We start from the raw sequence: 22,377 nt of genomic DNA, 5'->3' as shown, positions 1-22,377 counted from the left end.
CGTCCGCCAGGTCAAACCGCGCCATCCCAAGGCTCCCACCAATCAGGAGCCTTGAATCAACCTGGCCGCCGCGCCGCAAGCTTTATGAGTGCAGAGCCTAGGCGGCGCGGGGCAGCCATGCTGCCCCGCAGTGCAGGATTTGGTGCGCGCCAGGTCCGTATGGGGTAGACACCCGTCACAATGCCCTTTCCCGATCTCCCCGAGCGTCTCGCCCAGGCCCTGGCCGAGCGCGGCTATGCCGAACCCACCCCCGTCCAGGCCGCCGTGCTGGATCCCGCAACCGCCGGGCGCGACCTGCTGGTCTCCGCGCAGACCGGCTCCGGCAAGACCGTCGCCTTTGGCCTTGCCATCGCCGAGCAGGTGCTGTCCGCCGGCCGCAGCCAGTTGCCACTGGCGCTGGTGATCGCGCCGACCCGCGAATTGGCGATGCAGGTGCGGGAAGAGCTGGCCTGGCTCTATTCCGGCACCCATGTCCGCGTCCTCGCCTGCGTCGGCGGCACCGATGTGCGGGCCGATCGCCGTGCGCTGGGCATGGGCGCCGAGATCGTCGTCGGCACCCCCGGGCGGCTGCGGGACCACCTCGACCGCAACAACATGGATCTGTCCCAGCTCCGCGCCGCCGTGCTCGATGAGGCGGATGAGATGCTGGACATGGGCTTCCGGGACGATCTGGAAGCCATCCTCGAAGGCGCGCCCGAAACCCGCCGCACGCTGCTGTTTTCCGCCACCGTGCCGCGGGAGATCGTGGCGCTTGCCGCGTCCTACCAGCGCGGCGCGCTGCGGATCGCGGCGACTGTGGAGGGCGAGCGCCATGGCGATATCGCCTATCGCGCCATGCTGGTCGGGCCGCGGGAGGTCGAGGCCGCCGTGGTCAATGCCCTGCGCTGGTACGAATCCGGCGGCGCGCTGGTGTTCTGCAATACACGCGAGCAGGTGAACCGGCTGCATGGCAGCCTCTCCGAACGCGGCTTTTCCGCCGTGGCGCTCTCCGGCGAGCTGACGCAGGCGGAGCGCAACCGCGCGCTGCAGGCGCTGCGCGATCGCCGCGCCCGGGTCTGCGTCGCCACCGACGTCGCCGCCCGCGGCATCGACCTGCCCGACCTTGGCCTGGTGATCCACGCAGAGCTGCCGCGCGACAAGGAAACGTTGCAGCACCGTTCGGGCCGCACCGGCCGCGCGGGCCGCAAGGGCGTCGCCGTGCTGCTGGTGACCCATACGCGCCGCCGCCTGGCGGAGCGCCTGCTGTCCAATGCGCGGATCCAGGCCGAATGGTCCGGCCCGCCGACCGCCGAGGATGTCCGTGCCAAGGACCGCGAGCGCCTGGCCGCCCAGGCCCGCACCGCCGTGGATGCGGTGGCGGATGAGGACGACATGGACCTCGCCCGCGCCCTGCTGGCCGACAAGACGCCGGACCAGGTGGCCGCCGCGCTGTTCCAGGCGCTGCGATCCTCCTTGCCGGCGCCCGAGGAACTGTCCGCCCCGCCGCCGCCGGCGCCCCGCGCGCCACGCGACCAGGGTGGGGAAGGCGTCTGGTTCCGCCTGTCCATCGGCCGCCACGACCAAGCCGACCCGCGCTGGATCCTGCCCTTCATCTGCCGCAAGGGCGACCTGACGCGGAAGGAAGTGGGCCGCATCGAGGTGATGGACCGCGAGACCCGCGTCGAGATCGCCCCCTGGGCCGCCGCCCGCTTCGCCGCCTCCGCCCAACGGGTCTCCGGCGACGATGACGACCGCATCCGCATCGAGCCGATGGCGCATGCCCCGGCGCCGAGCCGCGCCCCGCCGCGGGAGCCGCAGCGTGACCGCCCGGCGCCGCCCCGGCCGGAACGGCCGGCTGGTTCGCCGCGGCCGGAACGGCCGCCGGGGCCGCCTCGCGAATATCGCGGCCCGCCGCGCGGCGACAAGCCGCGCGCCCCCTACGCCGGCCCCAAGCGCCGCCCGCAGCCGTGATGCAAAGCCCTCTCCCGCACTTGCGGGGGAGGGTTGGGTGGGGGCTCTCGTCCCCCCCTGTCAGTTCACCTCGATCCGCGCTTCCCGCACCACGCGCCGCCAGCGCGCCAGGTCATCCGCCAGCAGCTTGCCCAGCGCCTGCCGCGACGTCGCATCCACCGCGAAGCCGACGCGGGCCAGGCGCTCCGTCACCTCCGGCGTCTTCAGCGCGGCCACGATCACCTCGTTCAGTCGCGCCAGCGCCGGCTCCGGCGTTGCGGCCGGGGCGACGATGGCAGTCCAGGACCCGGAGACGTGGTCCGGCAGGCCCTGCTCGGCCATGGTCTTCACATCCGGCAGTTGCGGGAAGCGGTTCGGGCCGCAGATGGCGATGCCGCGCAGGCGCCCGGCCTGCACATGCGTTCCCACCGTCGCCGCGTTCAGCACGGCGAAGGGCGCGGTGTTCTGGATGACGGCGGTGGCCGCCGCCGGGCCGCCGGCGAAGGGCACCGCGATCGCCTCCGTCCCCGTCAGCAGCTTGAACAACTCCATGCCCAGCTGCTCCGAGGAGCCGACGCCGGAGGAGGCATAGGCCGGGCCGCCGCGGATGGTCTTCATCCAGGCCACCACCTCCGCCACGTTGTGGACCGGGATCGAGGGGTGGACCACCAGCATGTTCGGCGCCGTCATCACCAGCGTGACCGGCACGAAATCCTTCTCCACATCGTAGCCCGGCGTCCGCATCACCACCGGGTTGATGGTCAGCGTGCCGCTCGCCGCCACCAGCAGCGTATGGCCATCGGCCGGCTGCTGCGCCACGTAGCGGGACCCGATGGCGCCGGTCGCGCCCGGCCGGTTGTCCACCACCACCGGCTGGCCGAGTGCGGCGGACATGCCCTGCTGCACCACCCGCGCTGCCAGATCCGTGGGGCCACCGGGCGGGAACGGCACCACCAGCGTCACCGGCCGGGTGGGTGTCCAGGCGGCTTGGGCGGTGGCCCCGCGCGGCAACAGGAAGGGTGCGGCGAGTAAGCCAAGGGCGTGGCGACGGAGCATGTTCAACCTCATGGGGCCTGTTTGACAGGACAATATTGACCCCAAGCGCGAGGCTGGCGCCAGCCCCGCCGGGTTGACCGCACCCGCACCGCTTCCCAGGATCGCGGCATGGACCGTAGCCCCGAAGACATCCGCCGTGCCCTGGAGGCCATCCGTGCCGCGCGCGGCTTCGTCCTGCCGCATCACGGTGCCATGGCCGCGGCTCTGCCGGAACTGCACCAGAGCTATGAGGCGATGTACCGCGCGCTGACCCTGGAACAGCGCCATCTGGCGCCGCTGGAGAAGGAGGTGACGTGGCTCGCTATCCTCGCCGCCTGCGAGGAACCGGTCGGCACCCATCACCTGCACAAATTCCGCCTGGCAGGCGGTGACGACGCGCTGGCGGCAGCGGTGTTCCGCCTGGTGGGCTGGGCCGCGGGCGCGCCGCGCTATGCCTGCTTCGCCACGCATTGGCAGGGGCAGTTTCCCGCCCTGCCGGCCGCGGCGGAATATCTGCGAGGCTGCGACGCGCTGCTGGCCGGCACGCCGCTTTCGCCCGGCCTGGCGCGCCTCGCGCTGATCGGCGTGCATACGGCCTGCGAGGAGATGTGGGGCCTCGGCGTCGCGCTGGAATCCGCCTATGCGCTGGAGGTGGATGAGAAGCGGATGGCGGAGGCGATGAGCCTGGCGATCTGGCCGCGCGGCGTGAACCGCTTCGTCAAGGCGACCGCCGCCTGGCTCGACCTGCTGCGCTCCGGCCGCGTCACGCCCTCGCCCGCCTTCCAGGCCTGGGCGGAGGTGGCAGGGCAGGGGGCCTTCAAGCCGCCTGTTTGACGCGGCGCGCGGCGGCTTCCTATGCTGCCGGACGAGGAGTGCCCGATGGCCGAGGCGATGCAGGTTCCCACGCACCTGACCGTGGAGAACGCCGATTTCAGCCGTGCCCTCGGCTACATCGACGGCGAAGTGGTGCCGCTGGCCGATGCGAAGATCCCGGTCCGCGACCTCGGCCTGATGTATGCCGACATGACCTATGACGTGGTGCATGTCTGGCAGGGCGGGTTCTTCCGACTGGAGGATCATCTGGACCGCTTTTTCGCCTCCCTGGCCGGGCTGCGGCTGGATGCGGGGATGACGCGGGATGCGATGCGCCGGCTGCTGGCGGACCTCGTGCGGCGCAGCGGCCTGCCGGATGCGCTGGTCTATTTCGCCTGCACGCGCGGCACGGCGGTGCCCGGCACGCGCGACCCCACCGCCTCCACCAACCGCTTCTTCGCCACCGTCACGCCGCTGGTCCTGCGTGGCCAGCCCGATGAGATGCGGCGCGGCCAGAACGCGATGCTGGTGCGCGACGTGGCGCGGATTCCGGCCAGCGCGGTGAACCCGGTGTGGAAAAACACCCATTGGGGCGATTTCGTCCGCGCTGCCTTCCTGGCCAAGGATGCCGGCTACGAAGTGCCCATCCTCTGCGCGACCGATGGCGCGGTGGCCGAAGCGCCTGGCTTCAACGTGGTGGCGGTGATCGATGGCACCCTGCTGTCCCCCGATGCCGGGGTGCTGGAGGGAATCTCCTGCCGCACCATGTTCGAGATCGCGGGCGAGATCGGCATCCCGGCCCGCTATGGCAGGCTGATGCCGGAGGCGCTTTCCGGCGCGGCGGAGGCCTTCCTGACCGCCACATCCTGCGGCCTGTTCCCGCTGACGCGGCTGGATGGTGCGCCGATCGGCGATGGCCGGCCGGGGCCCATCACGACGCGCTTGCTCAACACCTATTACGCCAGGAAGAATGCGGGCTGGCACATCACCCCGGTGTCCAGCATCCCGCCCCCCTGACGCATGGAGACCCAGATGATGCGGCGCCTGCTAGCCCCCTTTGTCGCCCTCGCGCTCGGCCTTTGCGCCGTGCCGGCCCTGGCGCGCGACCTGACCATCGTGGCCGGCGGCGGCGCGCTGCAGGACCATATGCGGCGCACCCTGTTCGCGACCTTCCCCGGCGGGCCGGTGGTGGATACGGCCTATGACTACAATGTCGGCCCGATCCGGGCGATGGTCGCGGCCGGCAACGTCACCTGGGACGTGGTGATGGTGGAGGCGCCGGACCTGGTGCGCGGCTGCGAGGACGGCATCTTCGAGCGCATCGACTGGTCCGTGGTGGACCGCGGGAAGTTCATGCCGGGCGGTGCCACCACCTGCGGCGCGGGCGCCATCGGCTGGGGCGTTTCCGTTTTCTACGACGAGGCGCGGCACCCGAATGGGCCGTCGAACTTCGTGGAATTCTTCGATACCGCCCGCTTCCCCGGCCGCCGCAGCATGCGCCGCGGCGCGCGGATGACGCTGGAGATCGCGCTGATGGGCGATGGCGTGGCGCCCGCCGATGTCTACAAGGTGCTGGCGACGCCCCAGGGCCAGCAGCGCGCCTTCGCCGCGCTGGACCGGCTGCGCCCGCATGTGACCTTCTGGACCGGCGGCCAGCAGCCGATCGAACTGGTGAACAGCGGGGAGGTCGCCTACGCCGTGGGCTTCGTCGGCCGCGTCGCCAACGGCATCCGTGCCGGTGCGCGCTACAACCTGCGCTGGTCCACATTGCTTTACGCCTATGACAGCTGGGCGGTGGTGCGCGGTTCGCCCAATGCGGCGCAAGGGATGCGGCTGATCGAGCACATCACCAGCCCGGCCCCGCTGCTGGAGCTGACCAGGCTCTGGCCGATCAACCCGGTGACGCAGGCGGTGGCCGAGAACCCCGATGTGCGCGCCCGCAACCCGCTGATGATGAGCAACCACACCGCCGGCGGGCTGGAGATCGATACCGAGTTCTGGCTGGAGCATGGCCCGGACCTGGAGCAGCGCTTCGCCTCCTGGCTGAACCGTTGAGGCGAACCAACTGGCTGGCGGCGCTGCTGATCGCGCCGCTGCTGCTGCTGATCCTCGGCAGCTTCCTGGTGCCTGTGGGACTGACGCTGTTCCGCGCCGTGGCGGACCGGGAGGTGGCGGTGGCGCTGCCGGATACACGCGCGGTGCTGGCGGGCTGGGACGGGCAGGGGCTGCCGCCGGAGGTGGCCTTCGCCGCCGTCGCGCGGGAATTGGCGGCGGTGCTGGAGGCGCGGCGCATCGGCGATGTCGCGCAGCGGATGAATTTCGAACGCACCGGCCTGCGCACGCTGCTGCTGCGCACCGCCCGCGCCGGCGACAGGCTGCGCGCGCCCTATGCCGAATCGCTGGTCGCGCTGGATGCGCGATGGGGGCAGCGCGACGCCTGGCTGATGCTGCAACGCGCCGGCGGGCCCTTCACCTCGCTGTATCTGCTGCGCGCGATGGATTTCACCCGCGGCCCGGATGGCGCGGTTTCGCAGGTGGCAATTGAAGAAAGACTGTTCCAGACGCTGTTCCTGCGCACGCTCTGGGTCAGCCTGCTGGTGACCGCCATCTGCGTGCTGCTGGCCTATCCGGTGGCCTATACGATTGCGCGGCTGCGCGCGCCCTGGTCTTCCGTCGCGCTGACGCTGGTGCTGATTCCCTTCTGGTCCTCCGTCCTGGTGCGGACCACCGCCTGGTTCGTGCTGCTGCAGCGGGAGGGGCCGGTGAATGGGGCGCTGGTCGGGCTCGGCCTGCTGGATGCGCCGGCGCAGATCCTCGGCACGCGCCTCGCGGTGGTGCTGGCGCTGGTGCATGTGCTGCTGCCCTTCGCGATCCTGCCGATGCACAGCGTGATGACGCGGCTGGATGCCACCTATCTGCGCGCCGCGGCGTCCCTCGGCGCCAATGGCGTGCAGCGGTTCCTGCGGGTGTGGCTGCCGTTGAGCCTTCCCGGCGTCGCGGCGGGGGGTGCGATGGTGTTCCTGCTGGCGGTCGGCATGTACACGGCGCCGGCGCTGGTTGGCGGTGACCGGGACCAGATGGTGACCTGGTTCATCGCCAATTTCATGACGCGCGACGTGAACTGGGGCATGGCCGCGGCGCTGTCCGCCTATCTGCTGGCGATGAGCGGCGCCGTCATCGCGCTGACCCGCATCCTGACCGGCGGCACGGTGCAGGCCGGGGCGCGCGCCTGATGCGCGACCATCCCCTGGCGCGCCGGCTGCTGCGCGGCACCACGGCGCTGGTGCTGGCCTTCCTGATGGCGCCGATGCTGGCGGTGGTGGTGTTGTCCTTCTCCCCCACGGAGCTGATGGTGCTGCCGCCGCGCGGTGTGTCGCTGCGCTGGTACGAGGATTTCCTGACCGCCGGGCGCTGGGTGCTGGCCACGCGCAACAGCTTTGTCGTCGCCATCGCCACAACATTGCTTGCCACGGTCCTCGGCACGGCAGCGGCCATCGGGCTGCAGCTCGGGCGCTTCCGCGGCAAGGCGCTGCTGGTCACGCTGCTGACCCTGCCGCTGGTCACGCCTTACATCGTCACCGCCGCCTCGATGTACTTCGCCTATTCGCTGGCGGGGCTGGCGGGGTCGCTGGCCGGGCTGGTGCTGGGGCATACGGTGGTGGCGGTGCCCTTCGTGCTGATGGCGGTGCTGGCCACCTTGCAGACCTTCGACGCCAATCTGCTGCGCGCCGCCGCCTCGCTCGGCGCGCCGCCCTGGGCCGCGATCCTGCGCGTGGTGGTGCCGAATATCTGGCCCGGCATCGCCGCCGGCGCGGTCTTCGCCTTCGCCACCTCGCTGGATGAGTTCGTCATCACGCTGTTCCTGGCCGGGCCGGGACAGTTCACCCTGCCGCGGCAGATGTATGCCTCCGTGCGGGAATTCCTGACGCCCACCATCCTGGCCGCCGCGACGCTGCTGTTCCTCTGCTCGCTGATCTTCCTGCTGGCCAGCGAGGCGCTGCGGCTGCGCAGCACACGGAAGACGCAGCCATGACCGATGTGCTGGTGCGCTTCCGCGCCGTGTCCAAAAGCTATGACGGCCGCGCGAAGGTGGTGGAGGAGCTGAACCTTGATGTGCATCGCGGGGAGTTCCTGACCCTGCTCGGCCCCTCCGGCTCCGGCAAGACCACCACGCTGATGATGCTGGCGGGCTTCGAGGATCCCACCTCCGGCCGCATCGAGTTGGAGGGTACGCGCATCGACACGGTGCCGCCGCATCGTCGCGGCATCGGCGTGGTGTTCCAGAACTACGCGCTGTTCCCGCATATGACGGTGGCGGAGAACCTCGCCTTCCCGCTGTCCATCCGCCGCATGAAGCGCGAGGAGATCGCGACCCGCACACAGCGCGCGCTGGAGATGGTGCGCCTGCCCGGCTTCGGCGACCGCCGCCCGCAGCAGCTTTCTGGCGGCCAGCAGCAGCGCGTGGCGCTGGCCCGCGCGCTGATCTTCGAACCCAAGCTGGTGCTGCTGGACGAACCGCTGGGCGCGCTCGACAAACAGTTGCGGGAGGAGCTGCAGGCAGAGATCCGCCGCATCCACGCGCAGCTCGGCGTCACCATGGTCTATGTCACGCATGACCAGGCGGAGGCGCTGACGCTGTCGGACCGCATCGCCGTCTTCAATAGTGGCCGGATCCAGCAGCTCGGCACGGCGGAGGCGGTGTATGAGCACCCCGCCAACCCCTTCGTCGCCGGCTTCATCGGCGAAAACAACCGCCTGTCCGCCCGGGTGCTGGATGCGACGCGGCTGCGGCTGGAGGATGGCAGCACGCTGGAGGCTGCGCCGCATGGCCTGCCGCCGGGCATGGCCGTGCTGCTCTCCATCCGGCCGGAACGCGTTATGCTCGGCCCCGCCGCGCAGGGCCTGGCCAATGCGGCAAGGGCGCGGGTGGAGGAGGTGGTCTATCTCGGCGACCATTCGCGACTGCGCCTGATGCATGCAGGCCGCACGGATTTTGTCGTGAAACTGCCGCGGCAGGAGGCGGTGCCGCAGCCGGGAAGCGTCATCGATCTCGCCATCCCCATCGCTTCCGTCATGGTGTTTCCCGCCTGAGCGGATTTGCGCTTGACAGGTCACGCCATCACGCGTGGCATTCGTGGTGAAACCTGCTGCGTTGCACCCTTCGAAGGGAAAACCCATGCCCCATCTCACCCGACGCACCCTGCTCGGCGCGGCCGCCGGCCTCGGCGCCGCGCCGCTGCTGACGAATCCGGCGCGCGCGCAGCAGCGGCCGGGCGTGATCCGCATGGGCCTGTCCGCCTGGCCGCCGAACCTGCAGCCCTGGCCCTCCACCGGCGCCTCCGCCGGTACGGTGAAGATGCTGATTCATCGCCGCCTGATGCGCTTCGACGAGAAGGGCGAATTGCAGGGCGAGCTCGCCAGCGAATACTCCCGCGATGCGGAAGGTGCCTGGATCTTCAAGCTGCGCACCGACGCCGTCTTCCACAATGGGGAGAAGGTGACGTCGGAAGACGTGAAGTGGTGCATCGAGCAGATCGCCGCCGAGCGCTCCACCGCCTACTACCGCACGCAGATGCAGCAGATCGAGCGAGTGGAGACGCCGGACACGCACACGGTGCGGCTGGTGATGAAGGCACCCAGCGCGACCGCGCCGCTGTGGTTCGCCAACTACAACATGGCGATCGTCTGGCGCGGGTCGCGCGACATGGCCAATGCGGTGGGCTGCGGCCCCTATCGCGTCGCAAGCCAGGAACGCGGCACCTGGCTGCAGCTGGAGAAGGCGAACAACTACTGGGTGCCCGGCCTGCCGCGCACGCCGGTGATCCGCATGACCATCTATGCGGATGAGAACCTGCGCCTCGCCGCGCTGCAATCCGGCGATGTGGACATGATCGAATACGTGCCCTGGTCCGGCATGGCGGCGGTGGAGAACGACCCGCGGCTGAAGCTGGATGCGCAGATGGGCCCGTTCATGGACATCCTGTTCAACGGCACCCGCCCGCCCTTCAACAACCCGCTGGTCCGGCGCGCGGTGGCGCATGCGGTGAAGCGGGAGGACATCGTCCGCGTTGCCTTCTCCGGCCGTGGCCGGCCGATCGAGGGCATGCCGATCGTCGAGGGCACGCCCTGGTACGACGCGGAACTCGCCAAGGGCCATGCCTACGACCCGGAACGGGCGAAGGCGCTGCTGGTGCAGGCGGGCTATCCGAATGGCTTCGCCACCACGCTGTTGGCGACGTCGCAATTCGGCATGCACAAGGACAGTGCCGAGATCAGCCAGCAATACCTCGCCGCCATCGGCATCCAGGCGGAGCTGCGGCTGACGGATTGGTCCACCCGCGTCTCCGCCGGCATCCGCGGGCAGTACGACATCGCGGTGCATGGCGTCTCCGCTGATTTCAACGATCCGGACGGGCTCACGGTTGTGCTGGATACCTCACTGTCCGATGCGCATGGCCGCTCCTTCCGCCTTTCCACGCCGCGCACGGTGGAATTGCTGGCGAAAGGCCGCACGGAATTCGACACGGCGAAGCGCATCGAGATCTACAAGGACATGCAGCGCGCGGCGCTGGAGGAAGTGCCGGTGGTGGCGCTGGCCTGGCGCGAGCAGGGCTATGGCTATGACCGCCGCATTTCGGGCTTCGCCAATCTTCCGGGGGCGCTCACCACCTCATCGGGGGCGTTGCTGGAGTTCGCGGCGTTCGGCTGATGTGGTGGCTGGCAAAACGCATCGGGTTGTCGCTGCTGCTGATGTGGGTGGTGGCGACCATCGTCTTCCTCGCGCTGCACATGGTGCCGGGTGATCCGGCGGAGATGCTGCTGTCCACCGGCGGCGCCATGCCGGATGCCTATGCGATCCAGGAATTGCGCGAACGGCTCGGCCTGAACCGGCCGATCCTGGAGCAGTATGGCGCCTTCCTGTTGGGCCTGACGCGCGGCGATCTCGGCACCTCCCTGGTCGATGACTATCCGGTGGCGGCCGAGATCGCGCTGCGCCTGCCGCGCACGCTGGAACTGATCGTCGCGGGCACGCTGCTGGCGGTGGCCATCGCGCTGCCCGCCGGCACTTTCGCCGCGGTGCGCCAGGGCGGCGCCTTCGACCGCACGGCCTCCGCGCTCGCCGCGGTGCTGCAGGCGGTGCCGGTCTTCGTGCTCGGCACGCTGCTGATCCTGGTGCTGGCGCAATGGCTGCGCTGGATGCCGGCGGGCGGCTACACCCCCTTCGCGGATGACCCCGTGCGCCACCTGGTGCTGCTGTCGCTGCCCGCCATCGCCGTGGCGAAAGGATTGGCGGCGACCATCTTCCGTATGACCCGCGCCTCCGTGCTGGATGCGCTGTCACGCGACCATGTCCGTACGGCGCGCGCCAAGGGCCTGACGCCGCAGCGCGTGCTGCGCCGGCATGTGGTGCGCAACGCGCTGATCCCGGTCACCACGGTGCTCGGCCTGCAGATGGGCACGTTGCTGGGCGGCACAGTGCTGGTGGAATACGTCTTCAACTGGCCCGGCCTGTCCACGCCGCTGCTGCGCGCGGTGGAGGCGCGGGATTATCCCATGGTGGTCGGCATCGTCATCACCGTCTCCGGCCTGTTCCTGCTGATCAACCTGGCGATGGACCTGATCTACGCCGCCCTCGACCCGCGGATCACCCGTTCATGAGGCGGCTGTGGTTTCCGGCGGCGATCGTCGGGCTGATCGTGCTGATCGCGGCGCTGGCGCCGCTGCTGCCGCTGATGGACCCGGTGCGGCAGGATGTGGCGAACCGCCTGGCGGCCTATGTGCCCGGCAGCCCGATGGGGCGGGACGAGTTCGGGCGCGATGTGATGTCCCGCCTGATCTGGGGCGCGCGATCCTCGCTCGCGGTGGCCTTCGCCTCGGCTGCCATCGCGGCGGTGATCGGCACGGCGCTGGGGCTGCTCGGCGGCTGGTTCCGCGGGCTGGTGGAGGTGCTGGCGATCCGCGGCGCGGATGTGGTGCTGTGCTTCCCGCCGGTGCTGCTGGCGCTGCTGGTGGTGACCTTGCTCGGCCCGGGGACGGGCACGCTGATCCTGGTGCTGTCCGTGCTGTACCTGCCGGGCTTCATCCGCGTGAGTTTTGCGGAGGTGCTCTCGGCGCGCGGGCAGGATTTCGTGGAAGCGGTGCGCGCGCTGGGTGCCCGCACGCCGCGCATCCTGCTGCGCACCGTGTTGCCGAACATCGCCGGGCCGGTGCTGGTGCAGGTCTCGCTGGCGGTGGCTTCCGCCGTGGTGCTGGAAAGCGGGCTGTCCTTCCTCGGCCTTGGCGTGGTGCCGCCGACGCCGAGCTGGGGGCTGATGATTCGCGGTGCGCGCGCCACCATGGAACAGGCGCCGATGCTGCTGCTCTGGCCCTGCCTGGCGCTCACCATCACCATCCTGGCGATGAACCTGCTGTGCGACGCCGTGCGTGATGTGGCGGACAAGCGCGGCGGCGGCGGCGCCCCGAAGCTGCGGCTGGTGGACCGGCTGCTGCCCGGCCTGTTCCCGGCCCCCGCCGCGCCGCAGCCGCTGCTGGATGTGCAGGGGCTGACGGTGGAGATCGCAGTGCCCGGCGGCATCATCCGGCCGGTCGATGACCTCGGCTTCCGGCTCGATGCCGGGCGCACGCTGGCGATCGTGGGCGAGAGCGGCTCCGGCAAATCCATGGCGGCCACCGCCATCATGGGCCTGCTGCCACCGGCCGCGCGTGTCGCGGCCGGCGTCGCGCGCCTGGATGGCGAGGACCTGCTGCGGATGCCGGAGGACGCGCGCCGAAAGCTGCGCGGCGGTGCCATGGCGATGGTCTTCCAGGACCCGATGAGCAGCCTGAACCCGGTGCATCGCGTCGGCGACCAGGTGGCGGAGGCGATCCGCGCGCATCGCGAGGTGCCGGCGGCGCAGGCGAGCGCGGAAGCGGTGGCGCTGCTGAAGCGCGTCGGCATCGCGGACCCGGAACGGCGCGCGCGCGCCTATCCGCATGAGCTTTCGGGCGGCATGCGGCAGCGGGTGATGATCGCCATGGCCATCGCCAACAAGCCGCGCCTGCTGATCGCGGATGAGCCGACCACGGCGCTGGACGTGACCGTGCAGGCCGCAATCCTCGACCTGCTGGCGGAACTGCGGCGCGAGGAGGGGATGGGCCTGGTGCTCATCACCCATTCGCTCGGCGTGGTCGCGGAAGTGGCCGAGGATGTGGTGGTGATGTACGCGGCGCAGGTGGTGGAGCGCGGCCCGGTGGACCAGGTCTTCGCCAGACCGCTGCACCCCTATACGCGCGCGCTGCTGGCCGCCGTGCCGGATGGCGATGCGGAGCCGGAGGGGATTCCGGGCGTGGTGCCGCGCCCCGACCGCTGGCCGCCCGGCTGCCGCTTCGCGCCGCGTTGCGCCTTCGCCACCGCGGCCTGCGAAACGCCGCCACCGCTCGAGGAGGTTCAAGGCCAGGCGGTGCGCTGCGTGCGCTGGCGGGAGCTGAGCGCATGAGCGAGCCGCTGGTTGTCGCCGAGCAAGTCGAGATGAGCTTCGCGCCGCGCGGCATCCTCGCCCGCGGCCGCCCGGTGCGGGCGGTGGCCGGCGTGGACGCGACGGTGGCGCGGGGCGAGGCGTTGGGGGTGGTCGGCGAAAGCGGCAGCGGCAAATCCACGCTGGGCCGCCTGCTGCTGGGGCTGCTGGCCGCCACGGGCGGTGCGGTGCGCTTCGATGGCCAGGCGCTGCCGAAGCCCGGCAGCGCCGCCTGGCGGGCGCTGCGTGCGCGCATGGGGATCGTCTTCCAGGACCCCTTCGGCAGCCTGGATGCCCGACGCACCATCGGCGCGCAGGTCGAGGATGGGCTGGCGATCCACACGAACCTCTCTGCCGCCGAACGGCGCGCGCAATTGACGGAGATGTTCGTGCGCGTCGGGCTCGATCCGCAGCGGCTCGGCGCCTATCCGCATGAATTCTCCGGCGGTCAGCGCCAGCGGCTCGGCATCGCGCGGGCGTTGGCGACGAACCCGGATTTCCTGGTGGCGGATGAGCCGGTCTCGGCGCTGGATGTCTCGATCCAGGCGCAGGTGGTGAAGCTGCTGGCGGAGCTGCGGCGCGACCTTGGCCTGGCGATGCTGTTCATCAGCCACGACCTGCCGGTGGTGCGGCACCTGTGTGACCGCGTCATCGTCATGTATCTCGGCCGGGTCATGGAGGAGGGGCCGGTTGCGGAGGTCTTTGCCCGGCCATCGCACCCCTATACCCGTGCGCTGCTTTCGGCGACGCCGATGCTGGACCCGGCACGGCGGCTGACGCGGGAAATCCTGCCGGGCGAGCCGCCCAGCCCGACCAATCCGCCGTCCGGCTGCGTGTTCCGCACCCGCTGCCGTCATGCCCGGCCCGAATGCGCGGAGACCGTGCCCCCCCTTCGCGAATTCGGCAGCGCGGCGCATCGTGTCGCCTGCATCCGTGCCGATGAGATCAACTGAGGAACCCGCCAGCATGACTGAGATATCGCCGACGAAAGTCCGCATGGGCGAGATCACGGGCGACGAGGCCCGCACGCTCTATCCGCAGAACCCGGTGATCCTGCTGCCGATGGGCAGCCACGAGGACCAGGGCCCTCATGCGCCGATGGGCGATTATTTCCTGGCCGAGAAGATGGCCGAGCTGATCGCGCTGCGCGCCACGGCGGAAGGCACGCGCACCGTGGTCGCGCCCGTGCTGCCCTTCGGCAAGGGCGATTTCTTCGGCCCGATGCCCGGCGGCATCGCGCTGTCCGCCGCCACCTTCCGGGCGGTGCTGGACGAGATGTTCGGGGAACTGCTGCGGCACAAGCTGACGAAGCTCATCGTCATCAACGGGCACGGCGGCAACGTCAACGTGGTGAACGAGGCGACGCGCGCGGTGATGCACAAGACCGGGCTGGTGATCCCGGCGCTGTATCTGTGGCGCATCGCCTATGCGGAGATGCCGAAGCTGCTGGGTGCGGAGAAGGCGAAGGCGGTGTCCAGCCACGGCGCCGATCCGCTGACGAGCCTCGGTATGCACCTGTTCCCCGAGCGCATCCGCACGGATCTGATCCCGGAACCGCGCAGCGGCAACCCGACTGCGCTCGGCCTGCCCTTCCAGGGCTGGGGCTCGCTGAGCTTCCAGGGGGCGGAGGTGACGGTGCCGATCGAGTATGACGCGGTCAGCCCGAACGGCCTCGGCACGGGCGATCCGCGGCTGTGCAGCGCGGAGAGCGGCAAGCTGATCGCGGACCGGCTGACGGAGATCGGCGCGGGCTTCTGCCACCACTACGCGAAGCAGTGATGCCCTGAGCCCTCCCCAGCTTTTGCGGGGGAGGGTTGGGTGGGGGTTTGCACGCGCCTAGCCCGCACCCCGACCCTCCCCCGCTCTGCGGGGGAGGGAGATTCACACCACCCTGTCTTGCTCCGGGATCGGCTCGCCCTTCGAAACGCGCACCATGTTGCCCAGCCAGTGCTGGATGCTGCGGCGGCTGTTCTCGTAGGCGGTGCTGGCGCAATGCGGCGTGACGATCACGTTGTCCATGTGCAGCAGCGGGTGGTCGGCGGGCGGCGGCTCCTGGTCGAAGACATCCACCGCCGCGGCACGGATGGTGCCGGACTTCAGCGCGGCGACGAGATCCGCCTCCACCACCACGCCGCCGCGCGCGACGTTGATCAGCATCGCGCTCGGCTTCATTTTTGCGAGTGCCGCCGCGTTGATCATGCCGGCGGTCTCCGGCGTCAGCGGGCAGTTCAGCGACAGGAAGTCGACCTCCGCCAGCAGATCGTCCAGCGCGCGGTATTCGACGCCCAGCGCACGCGCCTGATCCTCCGGCAGCCTGGTGCGGCTGTAGTACAGCACGCGGCAATCAAAGCCCTGCAGCCGCTTCGCGACGCCCTTGCCGATGGCGCCGAGGCCGATGATGCCCACGGTCTTGCCGGTCAGCATCACCGACTGCTTCCACACCTCGTTCTTCGCCCAGCCGCCGGCGGCGGTGCTGTTATGCGCGGGCACGATGCGGCGCGCCAAGGCCAGCATCAGGCCGATGGTGAAATCCGCGACGGGCGCCGCATTGCTGCCGGTGGTGCGCGCCACCTGGATGCCGTGCTGGCGGCAATAGTCCAGGTCGATGTTGTCGATGCCCACACCCCATTTGTGCAGCAGCTTCAGCTTCGGCCCGGCGGCCAGCACCTCCGCCGGCACGGGCACGTCCCACCACAGCGCATAGTCGGCATCGGCGACCTCGGCCTTCAGATCCTCGACGCTGCGGCCCTTCACGGCGGTGGCGGAAAAACCCTCGGGCAGCAGGGACTGGATGATCTCGGCCATCTCGCCGGCGATGGGCTGCAGCAGGGCAATCTTCTGGGTCATGTCTCGATCCTGGGGAGGGTCAAACAGGTTTCGCGGTTTCCAGCACGAAGCGCACGCCGGCTCGTGCCAGCCCGCCGCCCAGTGCCACCACCGATCCATCGGCGCGCCAGCAGGCGGCGCCCGTCATCGTGCCGTCGTCGTTGAAAGCGATGCCGTTCATGCCGCCGCCGATCGTCGCGACGCGCCGCACCGCATGGCCGCGCGCGGCGAGCGCTGCCGCAACTGCGTCCGGCACCGCCGGCTCCAGCTCCAGCGCCAGGCCCTGCGTCCAGATGCGCGGCGCTTCCACGGCCTGTTGCAGCGTCATGCCATGGTCGATCAGGTTCAGCACCGCCTGGAAGGCAGACGGAAAAATCTTCAGCCCGCCCGGCAGGCCGAGCGCGAAGGCGGCCTTGCCATCCTTTAGCGCTATCGTCGGCGCCATGGAGGTATAGACCCGCTTGCCCGGCTGCACGGACAAAGCGAGGCCCGGCCGCGGGTCGAAATTGTGCATGTAGTTGTTGGCGATCAGCCCGGTGCCGGGGATCGCGATGCGCGCGCCGAACAGCGCGTTGATGGTCTGCGTGGTGGCGACGATATTGCCCGCCGCATCGGCCACCGTCAGATGCGTGGTGCAGTTCGATTCCCCCAGCGAGGGATGCGCCGCCCAGGCCTGCGCCCGCGCCAGGTCGATCTCCGCGCGGCGCAGATCGGCATAGGCGCGGGAGGTCAACTTCTCCACCGGCACGGAGACGAAATCCGGGTCGGCAGTGGCCACCGCGCGATCGGCGAAGGCCATCTTCAGCACCTCCGCCACCAGGTGCCAGGATTCCACCGTGCCGAAGCCCATGCCGGCGATGTCGAAGCCGTCCAGCACGTTCAGCATCTGCGCCACATGCACGCCGGCGGAGGCCGGGGGCGGCGGGGCGAAGACCTCGTAGCCGCGATACTGCGCGCCGATCGGGGCGCGCTCGATGGGGCGGCTGGCGCGTAAATCGTCGCGGGTGATGATGCCGCCCGCGCTGGCCAGCGCATCGGCCACCAGCCCGCCGAGCGCGCCGTCATGCAGCAGGTCCGGGCCGTGCTTGGCAATGGCGCGCAGCGTCTCCGCATAGGCGCCCTGGACCAGGCGTTCCCCGGCCGCGCGCTTCACGCCGCCCGGCAGGAAGCGCGCCGCCAGGTCCGTGTCGCGGGAAAGGTCCGCCGCGGCATCGCCGATGCAGTCGGAGAGGTAGGGCGTGACGCGAAAGCCGTTCGCGGCGAGGTGGATGGCCGGCGCCATCACATCCGCCAGCGACCAGGTGCCGAAGCGCGCCAGCGTCTGCGCCCAGCCGCGCAGCGAGGCCGGCACGGCGACGGAAAGCGCACCGATGGCATTGGTGCGGCCCTCCACCTCCCGCTCCTCCGGCGGCACGTCGGTGCGCGGCGTATACATGTCGGGTGTGGCGGCGGCCGGTGCGGTGGACAGGCCATCGACCACGGCGTGCCGCCCATCCGCCATGCGGACATGGCCGACGCCGCCGCCGAGGATGCCGACCATCATCGGCTCCACCACCGTCAGCGCAAACAGCGTGGCGATGGCGGCATCCACCGCATTGCCGCCCTCCAGCAGCACCTGCGCGCCGGCGGCGGAGGCCATGGGGTGGTTGCTGGTGACCACCCCGCGGGACCCGGTGGCGGGCGTCTTCTCCAGATTGAGGGGGAAGCCGTTCCGCCCTACCGAAACCGATGCCATCGCCGGACCCATCTGCTGCACGCCGCGCAGTCTGGTCCGCGATGGCGGATGCGGGAAGGGGGGTAGGGCCTGTGGACGGCCGGGCCGCGGGCGCGTCCGGTGGTGATTTTCCGCGCTGGGTGCGTCAGCCATGCTCGCCGATGGACTGCCATCGGCTTCGCTGTCTTCCTGCCCAGCCCGAAAAATCCCTCGCCGGCCGCATCCCGGCCCCAACCGTCCACAGGCCCTACAGCGCCAACTGCACCTTCATGGCGCGGGATCGGTCGGCGGCGAGGTCGAAGGCGGCCACCGCATCCTCCATCGGCACCACCTCCGTCAGCAGCTTCATCGGGTCGATCGCGCCACGCGCCAGGGCATCCACCGCCAGCGCGAATTCATCGTGGAACCGAAAAGTGCCGCGCAGCGTGATCTCCTTCGCCACCAGCGTGTTCAGCGGCACGGAGGCATCGCCGCCGATGCCGACCTGCACGATGGTGGCCCCGGGCCGTGCCGCGGCGATGGCACCCGCCAGCGCCAGGCCGCTGCCGGCGCATTCGAAGACCACGTCGAAGGTGCCCTTGTCCGCGCCATAGGGCGCCAGCGCCTCCGGCTCCGCCCGCAGGTCATGCGTGGCATCGGCCCCCAATTCGCGGGCCAGGGCCAGCGGCTTCGGCGCAAGGTCCGTCATCACCACCTGCCTTGCTCCCGCATGGCGCGCCACCAATAGACAAAGCATGCCGATGGGACCGGCGCCGGTGATCAGCACGCGCGCGCCCAGCAACGGCCCGGCCTGGCGCGCCGCGTGCAGGCAAACGGCCAGAGGCTCCGCGAAGGCCGCGCGCTGCAACGGCATGTCGGCCGGCAGCTTCACCGCCTGGGTCGCATCGCAGACCAGGTGCTGCCGGAAGCCGCCATCGACATGCGGCATCCGCATCGCGCTGCCGTAGAAGCGCATGTCGAGGCAATGCTGCGCCTGCCCCGCCAGGCAGTAGCGGCAGGCGCCGCAGGGGAGGGAGGGATTGACCGCCACCTTGTCGCCAATAGCCAGCCCGGCGACGCCGTCGCCCAATGCTGAAACCTCGCCGGCGATCTCATGCCCCAGCACCATGGGCTGGCGCACCCGTACCACGCCGAAGCCGCCATGCAGGTAGTAGTGCAGGTCGGACCCGCAGATGCCGCCCTGGCGGATTCGCACCGCCACCTCGCCCGGGCCGGGCGGCGTGGAATCCCGTTCCTCCACGCGCAGGTCGCGCGCGGCGTGGATGATGATGGCCTTGGCCGGCAGCATGTCTGGTCCTCCCGATGCTCCGATGCTTGGGGCTTTAGCGGCCCGCGATCAAGCTTCGCCCGCATTGACGGTGCCGGGGCCAGGCGTCAGGTTCGCCGCAAAGCGCCAGCGCAAAAACCCTCGATACCAGGAGAACCGCGCCATGCCGCGTCCCGTCCTTTCCCTACTTGCCGCCGCGCTGCTGGCCGCCACGCCCGCCGTGGCGCAGCAGCCCGACCGCGCCCGTACCCTGCGCGTGGCGCCGGAGACGCTGACCACGGTGCTGGACCCCCACTTCACCACCAGCTTCACCACCCGCGACTTCGCCTACCTGGTCTTCGACACGCTGGTCGCGGTGAATGACCGGTGGGAGCCGACGCCGCAGATGCTGGAGCGGTGGGAGCGCAGCGCGGACGGCCTGACCTGGACTTTTGTCCTCCGTGACGGCCTTGCCTGGCATGATGGAAGCGCCGTCACGGCGGAGGATTGCGTGGCATCCCTGCGTCGCTGGGGCGCGCGGGACGCGCTGGGTGGCGCGATGATGCGCGCCAGCGCCAGCCTCGACGTGGTGGACGCGAAGACTTTCCGCCTGGTGCTGCGCGAGCCCTTCGGACTGGTGCTGCAGGCCCTCGGCAAGCCCGGCGCCATGGTGCCGATGATGATGCCCGCGCGCCTTGCCGCCACGCCGCCGACGCGGCCGGTGACGGAGGTGATGGGCAGCGGCCCCTATCGCTTCGTGGCCGAGGAATATCGCCCCGGGGATCGCATCGTCGTCACCCGCAACGCGGCCTACCGTCCCCGGCCGGAGCCCGCGGTCTGGGCCAGCGGCGGCAAGGTGGCGCGGATGGAACGCATCGAACTGCTCGCCATGCCGGATGTCTCCACCCAGGTCAGCGCACTGACCACGGGTGAGATCGACTATGTGGAACGCCTGCCCGCCGATGTGCTGCCGATCCTGGAGCGGAACCGCGCGGTGACGGTCGCCACCGTCTCCCCCTATGGCTACCAGGGCATCCTGCGCTTCAACCACCTGCACCCGCCCTTCGACAACCCGCAGGTGCGGCGTGCCGTAATGCTGGCGGTGAACCAGGCGGACTACCTGGCGGCCGTCGCCGGGCGGCCCGAATATGCCCGTGAATGCCGGTCCATGTTCGGCTGCGGCACGCCGCTGGAGACCACGGCCGGCATGCCGTCGGCGACCGACCTGGAGGCCGCTCGGCGGATGCTGCGGGAGAGCGGCGCGGACCTGTCCCGCCCCGTCGCCATCATCCACCCGGCCGATGCGCCGGGCATCGCGGCGCTGGGCCTGGTCTCGCAGGGGCTGCTGACGCAGCTCGGCTTCAACGTCGATCTGCAGAGCATGGACCTGAACACCTATTTCGGCCGCCGCGCGCGGCAGGAGGGCTGGAACCTGGCGCACACCACCAACACGGTGCCTGACATGCAGTCCCCGCTGCTGAACCCTTTTGTTAACGGCGCCGGTCGTGTCGGCGGGTTTGCGGGGTGGCCGGAGAATGCGGAGGTGGAGCGGCTGCGGCGGGAATTCGCGCGCGCGCAGGATGATGCCGCGCGCAAGCGCATCTCGGATGAGATCCACCGGCTGGCGGCGGAGGATGGCTTCTACATGCCGCTCGGCCAGTTCACCGCGGCCAGCGCCTGGCGGTCCGACCTCCACGGCGTGCTGCGCGGCCCGGCGATGTTCCTGTGGAACCTGGAGCGCCGCTGATGCTGTCCTTCTCGGACTATCTCGACGCCGTGCCGAAAGTGGAGCTGCACCTGCACATCGCCGGCGCGATCCGGGCGGAGACGCTGGACGAGCTCGCCGCGAAGAACGGCGTGCGCCTGCCGAAGCCCGCCGCCGAGATGTACCACTTCGAGACCTTCTATGAGTTCCTCGACATCCTCCGGCTTGGCGCGCTGGCGGTGCGGACCCCGGCGGAATTTTCCCGAGTTGCCTTCGAATGCATCGAGGACCTGCACCGCCACGGCAATGTCCGCCACACCGAGATCTTCTTCAACCCGCACTACTTCTCCCCGAACGGCGTGACCTATCCGGAGATCGTGGACGGGTTGCTGGAAGGTCTCGCGCGCGGGCAGGCGACCTATGGCGTCTCGGCGAAGCTGATCGCCTGCATCGACCGCAGCGTCTGCCTGCCTTCCGAATCCCTGCAGATGCTGGAATGGATGGCCAAGTGGAAGCGGGCGGAGGTGATCGGCATCGGCCTGGACGGCGCCGAGCGCGCCGGCCCCGCGCATCTCTGGGTCGAGGCCTGGCGCCAGGCGGGCCGCGATGGCTACCGCCGCACCGCCCATGTCTGCGAGGACAACCAGGCGCTGTTCGAGGCGCCGCCGATGCACTTCACCCTGTGCCGGGACATGCTGGGCTGCGACCGGCTGGACCACGGCTACAACATGCTGGCTGACCCCGCCGTGGTGGCCCGCGCGGCGCAGGAACAGGTGCCCTTCACCATGGCATGCTGGTCCGGCATGGAATGGAACCGCGCCCCGCGCCGCCAGCGCATCAGGGCGATGTTCGATGCCGGTCTGAACATCAGCCTCGGCACGGACGACCCCACCATCTTCGGCACCACCATGGGCCATAGCTGGCGCACGGTCTTCGCCGATCTCGGCTGGGGCGTGGCGGAGGCGCGGAAGCTGAGCCTGGCGGGGCTGGAGGGATCCTGGCTGCCGGAGGTGGAGAAGGCCGCGCTGCGCGCCGAGTTCACCGCGGCGCTGGATGCGCTGGAGCGAGATCTGGACCCCGAGGACCGGGCGCTGGACCTCGCCGTCACCCGTCGCTGACGGGGCGCCACCAGCGGTTGATCGCCTCGGCGGTGATCTCTGCCTGCCGGCCCTGGGCAAAGGTGCGGGACAGCGGCACGCGGCGCTGGTCCGCCCCCAGAACCAGCACCGTGCGATGGGTGGCGGACTGCCGCCGCTTGCCGGAGCCGGCGGCGCGCCGGCTCTCGATCTCCGCGCCATGCAGTTCGGCCAGGGGGAAGCTCTCCTCCCTGGTACCACTGGCCTTGATCCGGCGCAGGCGGATCAGGCCCTCGACGCGGTCGAAGCGGAGTTGGACGACCTCGATCAGCACGCCGAAAGTCAGCGCGGTCATGCCGATGGCGAGCGCCAGCGTGCCGATGGCCGTTTCCAGATCCCCGGCCAGCGCGTCCGAGATACCCCGCCAGGCAAAGCCCAAGATGAAGACGGCCATGAAGACGCCTAGGAAGACCGGCCGGTCTTCCAGCGTCAATCTCTCAGCGTTCCGCTCGACAACCTTCATGCGGCGCCGGTGGACG

19 protein-coding genes are annotated in these 22,377 nt (G+C 70.3%); 14 read left to right on the top strand and 5 right to left on the bottom strand.

Features of this window, described 5'->3' with window-relative positions:
• The first annotated feature begins 180 nt into the window (after window positions 1-180).
• Window positions 181-1,950 carry a DEAD/DEAH box helicase gene (locus HB662_RS26155; protein ID WP_168054496.1) on the top strand — a complete coding sequence of 590 codons (1,770 nt, stop codon included), beginning with the start codon at window positions 181-183 and terminating at the stop codon, window positions 1,948-1,950.
• 60 nt (window positions 1,951-2,010) lie between these two features.
• Here HB662_RS26155 and HB662_RS26150 read toward each other — a convergent pair whose 3' ends face one another.
• Window positions 2,011-2,985, bottom strand: coding sequence for a Bug family tripartite tricarboxylate transporter substrate binding protein (locus HB662_RS26150; RefSeq protein ID WP_168054494.1), 975 nt, complete (start codon window positions 2,983-2,985; stop codon window positions 2,011-2,013).
• A gap of 108 nt (window positions 2,986-3,093) precedes the next feature.
• On the opposite strand from HB662_RS26150, the gene HB662_RS26145 reads away from it, so the two are divergent.
• The 11 genes from HB662_RS26145 (at window position 3,094) to HB662_RS26095 (ending at window position 15,050) form a co-directional block, all read left to right on the top strand.
• Complete coding sequence (locus HB662_RS26145) at window positions 3,094-3,798, top strand: hypothetical protein (protein ID WP_168054492.1); 705 nt, start codon at window positions 3,094-3,096, stop codon at window positions 3,796-3,798.
• A 45-nt stretch (window positions 3,799-3,843) separates the two neighbouring features.
• Entirely contained in the window at window positions 3,844-4,794 is a 951-nt protein-coding gene (locus HB662_RS26140; protein WP_168054490.1) for an aminotransferase class IV, read from the top strand.
• A 15-nt stretch (window positions 4,795-4,809) separates the two neighbouring features.
• Window positions 4,810-5,832 carry an extracellular solute-binding protein gene (locus HB662_RS26135; protein ID WP_168054488.1) on the top strand — a complete coding sequence of 341 codons (1,023 nt, stop codon included), beginning with the start codon at window positions 4,810-4,812 and terminating at the stop codon, window positions 5,830-5,832.
• A complete protein-coding gene (locus tag HB662_RS26130; RefSeq protein WP_168054486.1) occupies window positions 5,829-7,010 on the top strand; it encodes an ABC transporter permease in 1,182 nt (393 codons plus the stop codon). The genes HB662_RS26135 and HB662_RS26130 overlap by 4 nt, the downstream gene beginning before the upstream one ends.
• Complete coding sequence (locus tag HB662_RS26125) at window positions 7,010-7,810, top strand: ABC transporter permease (protein WP_168054484.1); 801 nt, start codon at window positions 7,010-7,012, stop codon at window positions 7,808-7,810. Before HB662_RS26130 ends, HB662_RS26125 begins: the two co-directional genes overlap by 1 nt.
• Window positions 7,807-8,868, top strand: a complete 1,062-nt coding sequence (locus HB662_RS26120; RefSeq protein WP_168054482.1) for an ABC transporter ATP-binding protein — start codon at window positions 7,807-7,809, stop codon at window positions 8,866-8,868. Before HB662_RS26125 ends, HB662_RS26120 begins: the two co-directional genes overlap by 4 nt.
• An 85-nt stretch (window positions 8,869-8,953) precedes the next feature.
• A complete protein-coding gene (locus HB662_RS26115; protein ID WP_168054480.1) occupies window positions 8,954-10,486 on the top strand; it encodes an ABC transporter substrate-binding protein in 1,533 nt (510 codons plus the stop codon).
• A complete protein-coding gene (locus tag HB662_RS26110) occupies window positions 10,486-11,436 on the top strand; it encodes an ABC transporter permease (RefSeq protein WP_168054478.1) in 951 nt (316 codons plus the stop codon). Before HB662_RS26115 ends, HB662_RS26110 begins: the two co-directional genes overlap by 1 nt.
• Window positions 11,433-13,253: a dipeptide/oligopeptide/nickel ABC transporter permease/ATP-binding protein gene (locus HB662_RS26105; protein ID WP_168054476.1), complete on the top strand. Its 1,821-nt coding sequence runs from the start codon at window positions 11,433-11,435 to the stop codon at window positions 13,251-13,253. Before HB662_RS26110 ends, HB662_RS26105 begins: the two co-directional genes overlap by 4 nt.
• The gene (locus tag HB662_RS26100; protein WP_168054474.1) at window positions 13,250-14,224 is read left to right on the top strand and encodes an ABC transporter ATP-binding protein; all 975 of its coding nucleotides are present in this window, start codon (window positions 13,250-13,252) and stop codon (window positions 14,222-14,224) included. Before HB662_RS26105 ends, HB662_RS26100 begins: the two co-directional genes overlap by 4 nt.
• Window positions 14,225-14,237: 13 nt before the next feature.
• The gene (locus HB662_RS26095) at window positions 14,238-15,050 is read left to right on the top strand and encodes a creatininase family protein (RefSeq protein ID WP_245185913.1); all 813 of its coding nucleotides are present in this window, start codon (window positions 14,238-14,240) and stop codon (window positions 15,048-15,050) included.
• A gap of 102 nt (window positions 15,051-15,152) precedes the next feature.
• Here the strand turns inward: HB662_RS26095 and HB662_RS26090 are convergent, their stop codons facing one another.
• From HB662_RS26090 to HB662_RS26080, 3 genes are all read right to left on the bottom strand, one after another.
• The gene (locus HB662_RS26090; protein ID WP_168054472.1) at window positions 15,153-16,118 is read right to left on the bottom strand and encodes a 2-hydroxyacid dehydrogenase; all 966 of its coding nucleotides are present in this window, start codon (window positions 16,116-16,118) and stop codon (window positions 15,153-15,155) included.
• A 19-nt stretch (window positions 16,119-16,137) separates the two neighbouring features.
• The gene (ggt, locus tag HB662_RS26085) at window positions 16,138-17,832 is read right to left on the bottom strand and encodes a gamma-glutamyltransferase (RefSeq protein WP_168054470.1); all 1,695 of its coding nucleotides are present in this window, start codon (window positions 17,830-17,832) and stop codon (window positions 16,138-16,140) included.
• Window positions 17,833-18,058: 226 nt separating this feature from the next.
• Window positions 18,059-19,099 carry an L-idonate 5-dehydrogenase gene (locus HB662_RS26080; protein WP_168054468.1) on the bottom strand — a complete coding sequence of 347 codons (1,041 nt, stop codon included), beginning with the start codon at window positions 19,097-19,099 and terminating at the stop codon, window positions 18,059-18,061.
• Window positions 19,100-19,241: 142 nt separating this feature from the next.
• Here HB662_RS26080 and HB662_RS26075 point away from each other — a divergent pair, with 142 nt between their 5' ends.
• The gene (locus tag HB662_RS26075; RefSeq protein WP_168054466.1) at window positions 19,242-20,804 is read left to right on the top strand and encodes an ABC transporter substrate-binding protein; all 1,563 of its coding nucleotides are present in this window, start codon (window positions 19,242-19,244) and stop codon (window positions 20,802-20,804) included.
• Window positions 20,804-21,880: an adenosine deaminase gene (gene add / locus HB662_RS26070; protein ID WP_168054464.1), complete on the top strand. Its 1,077-nt coding sequence runs from the start codon at window positions 20,804-20,806 to the stop codon at window positions 21,878-21,880. Before HB662_RS26075 ends, add begins: the two co-directional genes overlap by 1 nt.
• On the opposite strand, the gene HB662_RS26065 is transcribed toward add, so the two are convergent.
• The gene (locus HB662_RS26065) at window positions 21,867-22,331 is read right to left on the bottom strand and encodes a hypothetical protein (protein ID WP_168054462.1); all 465 of its coding nucleotides are present in this window, start codon (window positions 22,329-22,331) and stop codon (window positions 21,867-21,869) included. The genes add and HB662_RS26065 overlap by 14 nt on opposite strands.
• Window positions 22,332-22,377: the final 46 nt, after the last annotated feature.

Origin of the sequence: Falsiroseomonas frigidaquae, assembly GCF_012163145.1 — a bacterium.
GTDB lineage: Bacteria > Pseudomonadota > Alphaproteobacteria > Acetobacterales > Acetobacteraceae > Falsiroseomonas > Falsiroseomonas frigidaquae.
This window is presented reverse-complemented; position numbering and strand designations above follow the sequence as displayed.

Bases quoted from the DNA above. Each gene is read 5' to 3' on its own strand.
- HB662_RS26155 (WP_168054496.1), top strand. From the start codon at position 181: ATGCCCTTTCCCGATCTCCCCGAGCGTCTCGCCCAGGCCCTGGCCGAG.
- HB662_RS26150 (WP_168054494.1), bottom strand. From the start codon at position 2,985: ATGCTCCGTCGCCACGCCCTTGGCTTACTCGCCGCACCCTTCCTGTTG.
- HB662_RS26145 (WP_168054492.1), top strand. From the start codon at position 3,094: ATGGACCGTAGCCCCGAAGACATCCGCCGTGCCCTGGAGGCCATCCGT.
- HB662_RS26140 (WP_168054490.1), top strand. From the start codon at position 3,844: ATGGCCGAGGCGATGCAGGTTCCCACGCACCTGACCGTGGAGAACGCC.
- HB662_RS26135 (WP_168054488.1), top strand. From the start codon at position 4,810: ATGATGCGGCGCCTGCTAGCCCCCTTTGTCGCCCTCGCGCTCGGCCTT.
- HB662_RS26125 (WP_168054484.1), top strand. From the start codon at position 7,010: ATGCGCGACCATCCCCTGGCGCGCCGGCTGCTGCGCGGCACCACGGCG.
- HB662_RS26120 (WP_168054482.1), top strand. From the start codon at position 7,807: ATGACCGATGTGCTGGTGCGCTTCCGCGCCGTGTCCAAAAGCTATGAC.
- HB662_RS26115 (WP_168054480.1), top strand. From the start codon at position 8,954: ATGCCCCATCTCACCCGACGCACCCTGCTCGGCGCGGCCGCCGGCCTC.
- HB662_RS26110 (WP_168054478.1), top strand. From the start codon at position 10,486: ATGTGGTGGCTGGCAAAACGCATCGGGTTGTCGCTGCTGCTGATGTGG.
- HB662_RS26105 (WP_168054476.1), top strand. From the start codon at position 11,433: ATGAGGCGGCTGTGGTTTCCGGCGGCGATCGTCGGGCTGATCGTGCTG.
- HB662_RS26100 (WP_168054474.1), top strand. From the start codon at position 13,250: ATGAGCGAGCCGCTGGTTGTCGCCGAGCAAGTCGAGATGAGCTTCGCG.
- HB662_RS26095 (WP_245185913.1), top strand. From the start codon at position 14,238: ATGACTGAGATATCGCCGACGAAAGTCCGCATGGGCGAGATCACGGGC.
- HB662_RS26090 (WP_168054472.1), bottom strand. From the start codon at position 16,118: ATGACCCAGAAGATTGCCCTGCTGCAGCCCATCGCCGGCGAGATGGCC.
- ggt (WP_168054470.1), bottom strand. From the start codon at position 17,832: ATGGCATCGGTTTCGGTAGGGCGGAACGGCTTCCCCCTCAATCTGGAG.
- HB662_RS26080 (WP_168054468.1), bottom strand. From the start codon at position 19,099: ATGCTGCCGGCCAAGGCCATCATCATCCACGCCGCGCGCGACCTGCGC.
- HB662_RS26075 (WP_168054466.1), top strand. From the start codon at position 19,242: ATGCCGCGTCCCGTCCTTTCCCTACTTGCCGCCGCGCTGCTGGCCGCC.
- add (WP_168054464.1), top strand. From the start codon at position 20,804: ATGCTGTCCTTCTCGGACTATCTCGACGCCGTGCCGAAAGTGGAGCTG.